At 41.7% G+C, this 11,739-nt stretch carries 15 protein-coding genes; 7 read left to right on the top strand and 8 right to left on the bottom strand.

All coding sequences use genetic code 11. The annotated features are described in order from the left end of the window. Positions 1-17: 17 nt before the first annotated feature. Positions 18-575: a beta-class carbonic anhydrase gene (locus tag ABE65_RS20470; protein ID WP_066399162.1), complete on the bottom strand. Its 558-nt coding sequence runs from the start codon at positions 573-575 to the stop codon at positions 18-20. A 358-nt stretch (positions 576-933) separates the two neighbouring features. Here ABE65_RS20470 and ABE65_RS20465 point away from each other — a divergent pair, with 358 nt between their 5' ends. Both ABE65_RS20465 and ABE65_RS20460 read left to right on the top strand, forming a co-directional pair. Beyond that, the gene (locus tag ABE65_RS20465; protein ID WP_066399160.1) at positions 934-1,164 is read left to right on the top strand and encodes a hypothetical protein; all 231 of its coding nucleotides are present in this window, start codon (positions 934-936) and stop codon (positions 1,162-1,164) included. Positions 1,165-1,437: 273 nt separating this feature from the next. Then, positions 1,438-1,764 carry a YwdI family protein gene (locus tag ABE65_RS20460; RefSeq protein ID WP_066399156.1) on the top strand — a complete coding sequence of 109 codons (327 nt, stop codon included), beginning with the start codon at positions 1,438-1,440 and terminating at the stop codon, positions 1,762-1,764. Positions 1,765-2,160: 396 nt separating this feature from the next. Here the strand turns inward: ABE65_RS20460 and ABE65_RS21995 are convergent, their stop codons facing one another. Beyond that, a complete protein-coding gene (locus ABE65_RS21995; RefSeq protein WP_153236725.1) occupies positions 2,161-2,331 on the bottom strand; it encodes a hypothetical protein in 171 nt (56 codons plus the stop codon). A gap of 208 nt (positions 2,332-2,539) precedes the next feature. On the opposite strand from ABE65_RS21995, the gene ABE65_RS22375 reads away from it, so the two are divergent. Further along, complete coding sequence (locus tag ABE65_RS22375) at positions 2,540-2,767, top strand: YvrJ family protein (protein WP_066399153.1); 228 nt, start codon at positions 2,540-2,542, stop codon at positions 2,765-2,767. Positions 2,768-2,882: 115 nt separating this feature from the next. Further along, positions 2,883-3,254, top strand: coding sequence for a DUF423 domain-containing protein (locus tag ABE65_RS20450; RefSeq protein ID WP_066399152.1), 372 nt, complete (start codon positions 2,883-2,885; stop codon positions 3,252-3,254). 71 nt (positions 3,255-3,325) lie between these two features. On the opposite strand, the gene gerQ is transcribed toward ABE65_RS20450, so the two are convergent. The 4 genes from gerQ to ABE65_RS20430 all read right to left on the bottom strand — a co-directional run bounded on the left by gerQ (position 3,326) and on the right by ABE65_RS20430 (position 6,252). Then, entirely contained in the window at positions 3,326-3,805 is a 480-nt protein-coding gene (gene gerQ, locus ABE65_RS20445) for a spore coat protein GerQ (RefSeq protein ID WP_082861533.1), read from the bottom strand. 12 nt (positions 3,806-3,817) lie between these two features. Then, entirely contained in the window at positions 3,818-4,249 is a 432-nt protein-coding gene (locus ABE65_RS20440) for a cell wall hydrolase (protein ID WP_066399150.1), read from the bottom strand. Positions 4,250-4,653: 404 nt separating this feature from the next. Beyond that, entirely contained in the window at positions 4,654-5,397 is a 744-nt protein-coding gene (hemQ, locus tag ABE65_RS20435) for a hydrogen peroxide-dependent heme synthase (protein ID WP_066399147.1), read from the bottom strand. Positions 5,398-5,475: 78 nt separating this feature from the next. Continuing rightward, positions 5,476-6,252 (bottom strand): sporulation protein, encoded by a 777-nt coding sequence (locus ABE65_RS20430; RefSeq protein WP_066399143.1) that lies wholly within the window; start codon positions 6,250-6,252, stop codon positions 5,476-5,478. A gap of 227 nt (positions 6,253-6,479) precedes the next feature. Between ABE65_RS20430 and pta the strand changes: the two genes are divergently transcribed. Continuing rightward, positions 6,480-7,451, top strand: a complete 972-nt coding sequence (gene pta / locus ABE65_RS20425) for a phosphate acetyltransferase (protein WP_066399140.1) — start codon at positions 6,480-6,482, stop codon at positions 7,449-7,451. Positions 7,452-7,686: 235 nt separating this feature from the next. On the opposite strand, the gene ABE65_RS20420 is transcribed toward pta, so the two are convergent. Continuing rightward, a complete protein-coding gene (locus tag ABE65_RS20420) occupies positions 7,687-8,520 on the bottom strand; it encodes an octanoyl-[GcvH]:protein N-octanoyltransferase (protein WP_066399137.1) in 834 nt (277 codons plus the stop codon). Then, on the bottom strand, positions 8,520-9,320 hold the full coding sequence (locus ABE65_RS20415; protein ID WP_066399136.1) for a class I SAM-dependent methyltransferase: 801 nt from the start codon (positions 9,318-9,320) through the stop codon (positions 8,520-8,522). The genes ABE65_RS20420 and ABE65_RS20415 overlap by 1 nt, the downstream gene beginning before the upstream one ends. A gap of 301 nt (positions 9,321-9,621) precedes the next feature. On the opposite strand from ABE65_RS20415, the gene ABE65_RS20410 reads away from it, so the two are divergent. Together ABE65_RS20410 and ABE65_RS20405 are read left to right on the top strand one after the other, a co-directional pair. Next, complete coding sequence (locus ABE65_RS20410; RefSeq protein WP_066399135.1) at positions 9,622-10,905, top strand: HD domain-containing protein; 1,284 nt, start codon at positions 9,622-9,624, stop codon at positions 10,903-10,905. A gap of 287 nt (positions 10,906-11,192) precedes the next feature. Further along, positions 11,193-11,696, top strand: coding sequence for a YwgA family protein (locus ABE65_RS20405; protein WP_066399133.1), 504 nt, complete (start codon positions 11,193-11,195; stop codon positions 11,694-11,696). The last annotated feature ends 43 nt before the right edge of the window (positions 11,697-11,739 follow it).

The following is an 11,739-nucleotide window of genomic DNA, read 5'->3' as shown; positions in this document are numbered from 1 at the left end:
CTTTGCCTTTTTTATTTCTATTCTCCGCGTTCTACAAGGTCGAGTCTTCCTGTAGCAGGATCGATAACGAGACCATGTACTTTAATATCTTCAGGAAGTAGCGGGTGATTTTTTACAAGCTTCACACTGTTTCTCACTGAATCCTCAACACTTTCAAACCCTTGAACCCATTTCTTTAAATCGAGTCCAGAATATTTTAATGTGTCAAACGTTGACTCTTCAATGCCACGGTCTTTCATCTTGGCAAGAAGTCCATCTGCGTTTACATTGCTCATTCCACAGTCATAGTGACCGATGACCATCACTTCTTCAGCTTTTAGTTCATAGATGGCCACAAGGATACTTCTCATAATCGAACCGAATGGATGGGAGATAACCGCTCCAGCCGATTTAATAACTTTTACATCACCGTTCTTGATATTCATCGCACTCGGCAACAATTCAGTCAGGCGCGTATCCATACAAGATACGATAACAAGTCCTTTATCAGGAAATTTAGTAGTTTGGAAAGGTTCATATTCTTTGTTTTCAACAAATTGGTGATTGAACGCTAAGATTTCGTTAAGTACGGACATGATTCTCCTCCTTGTTTCTACAGAAAATAATTAATGAATAAAAAGATTTAGAAGTATACGTCTTTTTCTATCATATTCAGCTTAAACTCGCTAACATATTCACTTCTATATTCACTATTATACAAAAATGTGGGCCGAATCTGCTCTTTTTTGTACCTGAAGTGAATCTTTTGTTGATAGAAACTTCAAAACAAAAGCACATTGTGACAAACATTTTATAAAAAGGTACGTATAATCGCAATTAACACCACATACATTGGTAAGTCGAAGGGAGGTTATAAAAGAATAATACTTGCCAGTAAAGTAGGGTTTAAATAGATCGGTACAAATTAACGAAAATTTGAAAGGGGTAGGGAAGATGGAAGTTATGACGTATGTACTTTGGGTTCTGCTGTTAATGGGGTCGGTTATGAAGAACTACATGGTGTCAGTTTCTATGCCGAAAACAGGACAAGTTATGATGGCGAATGAAACGGGTGTGAACTTCTTTTCGTATGGCGAAGTGAGTAACAAGAATGAATCGGAAGTTATGTCTGCAATTGCCGTGCCTTTCAATAATCAGAATTTCAGTTGGGTAGATACGTCGTAGATTACATAACTGGAAGTTTATTGTTGGTGGAGTGAAATATTTGATGTTCGTATATTGGGGAGAAGGGGGTCTGCTGCAAAAAAATAAATAGGGCTATTTTTCGCATTCACTATCATGCTCGCGGCAGGATCACCGTACGTGTGCTAGTGTATGAATATACTTGAGCGGAATTTGGAGCAAAAGGCAGCTTGTTCGAGCTGTCTTTTTTGGCATTCATTTTATTTATGTGTACGGGTTTGATAGAATAAGAAAAAAACAATTGTGGTGAAACCGATGAATATATCTGTCAGTCAGTTTGCAAAAAAAATAGAAAAGCATGTTGCGGAAATGAAAGTGTTAGATGAGAACTCCCCAAAACTGCGCGAACATGTATCAGCCATCCAAACATTGTGTGAATTAATGCTAGAAGCGGATGAAGATGATTCAGCTGTTGGCGTGAAAGGGTGGGTACCTTCTTATCCGGTTCAAAAACCAGCAAGCCTAGTGACCGCTCCTCCGCCAAAAAAACATCAAAAGTCTATGATGGATTTTGACATGGACTATGAGGATGATGATCAAGAGGAGAAAGACGGCAACGGAGACTCTATTTTTGATTTTTAAATGTTAGTTTATCGGAAACCTACTCTTTTTGAGTGGGTTTTTCTTTTTTTGTGTTGGTTTGTATGGGGGAGAGTACTTGTGGTGGGGTAGCAGGAGAGAGAATACCGAAAATCTTCGGGATAATCCCGCGAGAATCAAGATTAATTCCGAAAGTTTGTACAATAATCCGAGAGATGATATTTTCACAAGGCTCTTCTCTGCAAGTTGATTGAAGCGCAAGGTGCGAGACTCCTACGGGACGAGCGGTCAGGTGGAGACTCCTGATGGCGCAAAGCGGCAGGAGGCTCACCGTTCGCCCCGTGGAAAGCGAGCAACCTGGAGCGGAAATCAACTACTTTCAAGGACAACAATATAAGGCATATATGTGCAAAAAAAACAGCACCATTATCAGCGCTGTTAGATCGAAACATAAGTATTCTGGTGTTCCATTCTTGCATCTCTACGTTTTGCGATTTCAATTTTTTCGTTGATCTTTTTATTAGAAAAATAAATGGCAGTCACTGTTGCGATTAGACTTAGAGCAGCTAAACCAAGAATTGTATATATCATTGTGATAAGAAGTTCCATTTTATTGTTCCTCCTCTTATGTAATTTTTTCTGTCTTACTTTTTTTATTCCACTGTGTCAATTATTTAAACCTCTTTTTGTTATAGGTCCTTCGAATCAAAATAAAAATATGAGAAAGGAATGATGGTAAATAGTCTCCGTTCGCATTATACTAAATTTACGAACATACGTTCTGTTTTATTCGATAAAAATAGAGGGGTGAATGGAAATGGTCGGAGCAAGTGAGTGGTTAAACTTAGTTAATCTCCTCGGTAATGTAGGCTTTCCTATTGTCATTGCGGGCTACTTGCTTTTTCAGTTTGAGAGGCGTATTCAGAGCTTGGAAGGAATTATTCGAGAACTTCACTCTGAATTAGTAGAGAAAGAAGAGCTTGAGCGTAAGATCGATCAATACGTCCGATTACTGGACAGCGAACGTCAACCGAAAAAACGTTAGCGTTCGCCTTTTTTATCATGGACAACCCGTCCGCCAAAATCTTTACAATCCTGTGGCAACCTTTGTATTGTCATTTTTCAATGGTAAGATAAAAGAAAAACAGGAGTGGAAAAGGATGAAGCTTTTTCTTATATTAGGTGCGATCCACGCGATGCTTGCGGTTATGCTCGGAGCTTTCGGGGCACATGCACTCGAAGCTAAACTAAATGCAAGAAACATGTTAAATGTATACCAGACTGGTGTTCAATATCACATGTATCATGCACTGGCTTTGTTAGTTGTCGGTGTTTTACTTGGTAAATTCCCAGCTTCAACGCTATTAACAGGAGCAGGTTGGTCGTTCTTTATCGGCATACTGCTTTTCTCAGGAAGTCTATATGCTCTCTCAACGACAGGGATGAAATTCTTTGGTCCGATTACACCGCTTGGCGGCGTAGCGTTTATCGTTGGTTGGATTCTGTTAATCATCGCAGTTGTAAAAGCATAATAAAAGGCGCTCTCTTAAATAAAGAGGGCGCCATTTTTATAATTGCCTGAACCAGACAGGAATAAGATCTATCAACGAGGGCTGTACTGTGCCATTTGGCCACCTTGCTGTTGTTGCTGTTGCGTACCATAAGGATAGCTATAGTTGATCTCTTCATCAAACGTAACATAGTTTACATACACCATTAATAGCAGATACCGTTTACCTGTTTGCGGATCACTTAGAATAATGTGATCACGGCCAGCAGCTTCGATGATTCCTTTAAATACCTTAGCGTTCCACTTTTCATTGTTCTCAAAAGTCATATAGACTGTCGCGACTTTCCCTTTGTTCATCCTTAAAATATTTTCAATATACGACTGCTCGAGCGGAAGCTGCCCTGGAGCACCGATGTCTTGCAGAGGGCCTCCACCCATTCCTGGCGCCTGCTGACTTTGTGCCATATCTTGAGGAACCCCCATGCCTGCCATTCCTCCCATGCCGCCACCCATCATACCCATTCCATTTTGAGCCCGATAATATTCTTGGCCGTACGGATTAAAGTTGTTCATCAACAAACCTCCCTAAAAGGTGTTAAACACATTTGGACAATCACTTTGTCTTGGCTGATAAAAACAGTGTGCCTTGAAGCTTCCCGAGTGAGGCTGATTGTACCAAGTCTTCGGACAAGCTCCTGATGGATCGAAAAACCATAACGCATTTTTGGCAGGGTGGAAGCGCTGACCATTAATAACCCTCTTCGCCAATCTTCTTTCATTCTCTCTTGCACCTTGATAAAAATATCCTTTGATCGTGGCTTCAAATCCTCCAGGTCTTTGGAAAACCATCTGCTGCATCGTACGAATATTTTTAAAATCAAGGCAGTTGGAGCGAATTCGATTTACGCCGGTATTACCAACAAGGAGCATCCCTTGGTCACCTTCACCCTCAGCTTCCGCACGTATGAGACGTGCCAGCAAGTCAATATCCTTATTTGTAGCCTTAATGACTGCCAATTGCCTTCCCCCTCTATGTTGTTAATCGTGGTGTACAAGCAGGGAAACAGAACATTCGATATATGTGTATGAGCTGTTTTGGGAAACTAGACCAACAACGTTATGAAAGTTTAATAAAGAAACAAGGAGAAGTGTTTGGCTCGTTGTGAAAGCAGTTCTTATGTAAGGAAGTAGGAAGGAAGAGTTACGGTGTGTGTGTTTAGGAAGGACATTAAAACGAGGTGTTCGTCTGAGGCGATCACTTTAATATAATTACGAGGTAAATCTCATTTTATACGAGGTAATCTCTCATAATTCCGTACTTAAGCCACATAATTCGTGTATAAAAATATTTATCCGATTTCCGACATTCGTCGAGAACAAAAAAAGATGACTCATCACATAAGAACGAGTCATCTCAATCATTACACCTGCAAATAAGCGGGCACTGCTTCTTTTGTAAGGATGTTTCCAACGTAGAAAGATCCGAACTCGCCGTAACGCGCACTTACTTCGTCAAAGCGCATTTCGTATACGAGTTTTTTGAATTGAAGCATGTCGTTTGAGAAGAGCGTTACGCCCCATTCCCAATCATCTAGACCAACGGATCCTGTGATGATCTGCTTCACTTTTCCTGCATATCCGCGGCCGATCATACCGTGAGAGTACATCATCTTCTTGCGCTCTTCCATCGGCAGCATGTACCAGTTATCTTCGCCATCACGCCGCTTGTCCATTGGATAGAAACATACATGTTTCCATTTTGGAAGCTCTGGGAACAGACGAGCTTTGATCATCGGATCCATCTCGCCGCTCTCGTTTTGCGGATTATACGTACTTAGCTCGACAACAGAAACGTAAGAGTATTCTTTTACTGTATATTGCGCGAATGCTGTTTTGTTAAAGGCGTTTTCAATCTCGTTCAGCTCTTCCATCGTTGGACGAAGAAGCATCATCATAAAGTCAGCTTTTTGCCCCATGATGCTGTATAGAGCATGACTGCCCACTTTATTAGCTTCTACGTTCTCCCACTTCTCAAGGAACGTTAAAAATTCATTGATTGCATATTCTCTCTGGTCACCGGAAAGCGTTTTCCAAGCGGCCCAGTCCATCGTCCGGAAATCATGAAGGCAATACCAGCCTTCTAGTGTAATCGCTGCTTCACTCATCAATTATTCACTCCTTGCTAGATATAAACACGTCCCTACAAATATACCATAAGTAGGGACGAATCCAAAAAGGAGGAATTAGCTGTATTGGCGAAGCAACTGCTCGATCTTGCTCTTAACACTAGCAGGATTTCGAAGTTCAGTGCGTGACAGAGTGAGGCGAACCTTCGTCTCATCCATATCCATCGCTTCAGAAAGCATGCCGAACAATCCTTTACCTTTCTTATCGATCTCTAAGAATAGCTCGATGCTATCTGTTTGTGGAACCATGATCACTTCTAGCTCATCTAGCTTTCCGGCATAAGCTCCTGATGTTGGCACATACTCAAACTCTTGTAAAAACGGAAGTCTGCGGCGCATATAACGCGGTGCAGATCCGCAGTATGCTTTTCGAAGGCGGAATCCAAGCTGTTCGATCGCATCAAAGATGGCAGACGTTTCACTATCTGGCAGTACGCGAATCTGATCGTTATCTGTTGGGTCTACAGCCATTTGAATATCAAGCCCTGTTTTAATCCATACCGGCGTGTGGCCAAGTGTTAATGGAGCATCATATGGAAGTTTAAGAGAGAACGGAATCTCTTGCTGACTGCCAGCTTTAACAACAAGTGAGCTTGTTACATTCGTCTTTTCAATCGCTGCAGTATCTCTCACTTTTTTGTCGTCCACTTCACGATAATATTCTGTCATGACATAAAGAGTGATGTGGTCGATGTTTTGATCGACTTTACCACCCTCGATTCTAATCTTTCCTGTAATGCTCTCACCAGGTGAGTACGTATCTTTATCTAAAATGGTGTCTACCTTCGCTGAACCAATTCCTACAGAAGCTAACATACGGTTTACAAACGACATGTATAATTCCTCCTCAAAATTTTTCAAACAATTTTACGATAGTTGAACGAAAAAGATTCATAATCAAAAAATATATTTTATAGACGTAAAAAAATTCTAAATATAAGAACTTCTTTTATCAAGCGCTTACAACTGTATGGGTAGGTTTAAAAGGTGTGAAAAAAGGAGTACCCTAATAGTGAGTGCAAAAAATGTACAGTTTATATAGAAAAATAGGAGGCTAAATCATGAGTGATCTTTTTATAGATTTAAAGAGTAAAGTTCAGTCGGCTAACCCAACCATCGTTTTTCCTGAAGGAACGGATGAAAGAATTCTAGAGGCAGCAAGTCGTCTAGCATCTGAAAAAGTTCTTCAACCGATTTTAATAGGAAATCCTGCTGACGTAACAGCAAAAGCACAAGCTGGTGGATTCTCACTAGATGGAGTAGAGGTGCTAAACCCAGCTGAATATGGTGAGTTCGATGCATTGGTTGACGCATTAGTTGAACGCCGTAAAGGAAAAACGACCGAGGAACAAGCACGTAAGATCTTATTAGATGAAAACTATTTTGGAACGATGCTTGTTTACACAGGAAAAGCTCACGGACTTGTGAGTGGTGCCGCACATTCTACAGCTGACACCGTTCGTCCGGCTCTACAGATCATCAAAACAAAAGAAGGCGTGAAGAAGACTTCTGGTGCGTTCATCATGGTTCGTGGCGATGAAAAGTATGTGTTCGCAGATTGCGCGATCAACATTTCACCTAACAGCCAAGATTTAGCTGAATCTGCTATGGTTTCTGCTGAAACGGCACGTGTTTTCGGTATCGACCCGAAAGTCGCGCTTCTTTCTTTCTCTACAAAAGGATCAGCGGTTTCTCCTGAGACGGAAAAAGTAGTAGAAGCGTTAGAAGTTTTAAAAGGAATGAACCCAGACTTCCCATATGATGGAGAGCTTCAGTTCGATGCAGCATTCGTTCCATCTGTAGCAGCGAAAAAAGCTCCAGAATCACCGATCAAAGGGGAAGCGAACGTATTTATCTTCCCAAGTCTTGAAACAGGAAACATCGGATACAAGATGGTTCAACGTCTTGGCGGATTTGAAGCGATCGGACCGATCCTTCAAGGCTTGAACATGCCTGTAAACGATCTATCTCGCGGATGTAACGCAGAAGATGTATACAAATTAGCGTTGATCACAGCGATGCAAGCTCTTTAATTTCATAATTTAGTTGAAGCCAGCTCTTTGCAGCTGGCTTTTTTGTATGGAAAATGGAAGCCATGGTGGTGGAGCTGCCGCTAAAAATACACCATCACATAAAAATGGAGTCACATCACATAAAAAAGAGCAGGTATGACATAAAAATTACGTGTTATCACATAAAAATTGCCATTCATCACATAAAAATAAATTCCAGCTCATTACCTGTACACCACAAAAAGACACCATCACCCTAAAGTGACAGTGCCTTCTCATTACGATCCCACATTCGCTTAATATTCCCAGGAAGCAGCTCGCTTTCCTCAATCGAGAGCTGACCGCTGTAAAAAAGCTCGCTATTTTTGTGAAGCACTCGTAATAATGAAGCGTGTATATCTGTCACGGTTAACGGGTGCCCCAGCAGTTCCGCTAAACTGGCCATCACATCAGGCTCAATCACCGGATATTGAAACTTTGTATCTTCACCAGCCAAACCACGCTTATAAAACTCTCCGATCACGGACGCGCGCTCTGAACCGCTGCCGTCTACACATAAATAGATCTGTACCGCAACACCGCCGCGCATACGCCGCTGTGAAATTCCCGCAAATTTTTTGCCGCCGATACTCAAGTCATAACTTCCCGGGCAATAAGAGCCGACAATCTCGTATGCTTCAAACTTTGCATCATACGGCGCAAGCAGCTCTTCCACAAGTGCAGTCATCGTGTCGTACCCTTGATTGATGTCAATCGTTCCTTCTTTTTCAGGAAGAATAAGTGAGATGTTCAACACGCCGCTATCAAGCACAACAGCAAGTCCGCCGGAATTCCTCACAATTACGCGATAACCCCGAGACTCCAGAAAATCAATACCTTCCTTCAGGTGAGGAAGACGGGTATCTTGTATGCCGAGGACGATCGTATCGTGATGCACCCATGTTCGTGCTGTTGCGGGGGAATCACCACTTCCGATCGACGTGCAAAGTGTATCATCTGTCGCAAACGATTGCCGTGCATCAAATGACGGACCAAGTGTAGACTGGTCGATCAACCGCCAGACAGGTTGAGAGAGAAGATGATCGGTCATTACAATTTCTCCGCCACGATAATGAATGATTTTGGAATGCCGCGGTCGAGTTCATCTGGGTGTGGTTCTTCAACGAGCTGTTTAATCCAAAGGCCGGCAGATCCGATAGCTGTGATGATCTCGCCAAGCGTCCATTGGCGGATCTGTACTTGGAACGATGCGCGTTCTTCAGATGTCGCGTACTGAAGTTCAGGTAAAAATTTTGAATAAGCTACGTCTGTTGTAACAAGCTCTTCACTAAAATAATCTCCTGAAACTTTATGCTTCCTAACCGCTTGGCTCTTTCCTTGAGATTCGATCAACTTTGTAGAAATAGGGTGGAAGTCTTGTAGAATCAATGTTCCTCCCTTTTTCAAAAGTCCTGCAACAACGCTGAAGTATTCGTTCAGATCAGCAAAATAATGCAGGATGCCGTTTTCCATGAATGCCATATCATAATTCTCTGTCATTTCGGATTTTGACAGATTTAAAATATCTTCTACCACGTACCGGACATCTACGTTAGCGGCTGAAGCCAGTTCACGTGCGTACGCTGCATTCGAATCTGAGATATCAATCACCGTCGTCTCTGCTCCAAGAAGGGAGAGTGCGACTGCTTTACTGCCGTGCGAACCTAAGAGGTTCACGATCTTTTTGCCTGAGACATCACCAACATATTGATCTAATGGCTGAAGTCTGCGTTTCGGATCTTTTAGAATACGAGAAACTGCTTTCTCAGGTGTGCCAAAGCGGTTGACCCAGGCTGTATAAGAGCTATTACTCCAAGCTTGTCCGTTTCTAATTCTTCGATCTTGATCCATGATGGGTTCCTCCTGAAATCTATATAAAATCTATCATTTCCGTTATAAGCCTTATCTAGTATAACTCAAATGTGAACGGTAAGAAAATGGTGTGAATACCGATAAAAAGGGAGTGTGAATAGAAAAAAATAGTGGTTGTTTTCAAAGTTAAGAACACGATACAATAGGGTATATTCTAGTAGTCACAACACGATACTTATACAGAAAATACCTTCTTAGCTAGACAGACCAAGGAAGGGATTTTTCTTTTTCACGAGAATTCTTACCTATAAATGCAGGTGAAGGAGCAGGAAAAAAATCAATGGCTAAACTCTTAGGAAAGTTGCACGAAGAGAAAGTATTTAAAGACCCAGTGCATCGTTACATCCACGTGCGTGATGAGCTGATCTGGCGTCTGATCGGTACGCGCGAGTTTCAAAGACTGCGAAGAATTCGGCAGCTTGGGACGACATACTTAACATTTCATGGAGCAGAACATAGCCGTTTTAGCCATTCTCTTGGTGTTTATGAGATTACGAGGCGGATCATTGATATTTTTCAAGAAAAGAAAACGTGGGACCCAGAAAAGCGTCTGCTCGTTCTTTCCGCGGCCCTTCTACATGATGTAGGACACGGTCCATTCTCACATTCATTTGAAAAGGTGTTTGGTGTGGATCATGAAGAATTCAGTAGAGACATCATACTCGGAGATACAGAAGTTCATCGCGTGCTTTTGCAGATGGGGGAAGATTTTCCTGTGCAAGTAGCAGAAGTGATCGCGAAAACACATAGAGATAAATTAATCGTCAGTCTGATCTCCAGTCAGATTGATGCAGACAGAATGGATTACCTGTTACGAGACGCATATTTTACAGGGGTAAGCTACGGTAATTTCGATATCGAGCGAATCCTGCGTGTGATGCGCCCGACTGAAGATGGCGTCGTCATCAAATCAAGCGGCATGCACGCGGTGGAAGATTATATCATGAGTCGCTACCAAATGTACTGGCAAGTATATTTTCATCCTGTAACGCGCAGTGCGGAAGTGATCTTAAGTAAAATTTTGCACCGAGCGAAGGAACTGTATGAAACAGGGTATACATTCAAAAGAGAGCTGTCTCATTTTAAAACGCTGTTCGACGGTAATGTTTCGCTTCACGATTACATTTCGCTCGATGAAGGCGTGATCCACTATTACTTCCAAGATTGGATGGAAGAAGAGGACTCAATCTTAAGCGATTTATGCCATCGTTTCATCGACCGAAAACTGTTCAAGTATACGGAGATGGTCTCATTTACAGATGGTCATCTGCTGTCGAGTTACTTTACAGAAGCAGGCATCAATCCGAAATATTACTTAGTCGTCGATTCATCGTCAGATCTGCCATACGACTTTTACCGTCCAGGTGAAAAAGAAGAACGTCTGCCGATCAACCTATTAAAACCAAACGGAGATATCCGCGAGCTGTCCAGAGAATCAGACGTCGTCGAAGCGATCTCAGGCAAACGCCGAACAGATCACAAACTCTATTATCCCCTTGATCTAATTGAAGCCATTGAGGATATAACACTTAAAAGTAAAATTAAAGAGATTTTGAATAGATAATTACTAACATTTTTAATTTTCTTGTGACTTTTTTACACAAAGAGTCTTTATTAGTTTGTTATTAAAAGACACCACTGCAAGTTGAATTGAAGTGTAAGGTGCGAGACTCCTGCGGGACAGGCGGGCAGGTGAGACACTTAACGGCGCAAAGCGGCAAGTGGCTCACCGCCTGCCCCACGGAAAGCGAGCACCTGAAACGGAAATCGACTACTTACAAAATAAACATTGAATAACCAGAGAAAAAATAGATAAATAAAAACGAAAAAGGATGTTAGGGGGAACGTACTGTGTTTGAGGATCATTTAAAGGTAGTCACCTTGATTCAAGAAGCCGGAGAAGTCGTCGGTCGGAAAAAGCTTCAAAAGATGGTATACATCGCAAAAAAGCTAAACTTTCCTTTCCAAGAAAAATATCAATTTCATTTTTACGGCCCATATTCCGAAGAATTAACGCTTAAAATTGAAGAACTTTGCAACATGGGATACATACATGAGGTAAAAGAAAAGGTGAGCGGCTATTCGCAATACCGGTATGCCGTGAACGAAGAAGGTCAGCAACTTCTTTCCACATATGGTGCAGAGATTGAAAAACTAGGGAGTTGTGTTCGCTCCATGAACGAGCAGTCTTCTAGATTCTTAGAATTAGTCTCTACCGTGATGTATTTCGAGAAACTTGAGAAGGACGAGATCAAGGAGAAAGTACAAACGGTGAAAGCAAAACAAAAGTATACAGAAGAAGAGATGAACGAAGCGTTTCATTATATTGAAACATTAAAAGGTCAAGTTCAATAAAAATAAACCTGTTGAGTTAGCGTGAAACATGCGCTGATGAACA

Origin of the sequence: Fictibacillus phosphorivorans (assembly GCF_001629705.1) — a bacterium.
Classification (GTDB): domain Bacteria; phylum Bacillota; class Bacilli; order Bacillales; family Fictibacillaceae; genus Fictibacillus; species Fictibacillus phosphorivorans_A.
Note: the sequence above shows the minus strand (reverse complement) of the source record. Positions and strands in the feature narration are given on the sequence as shown.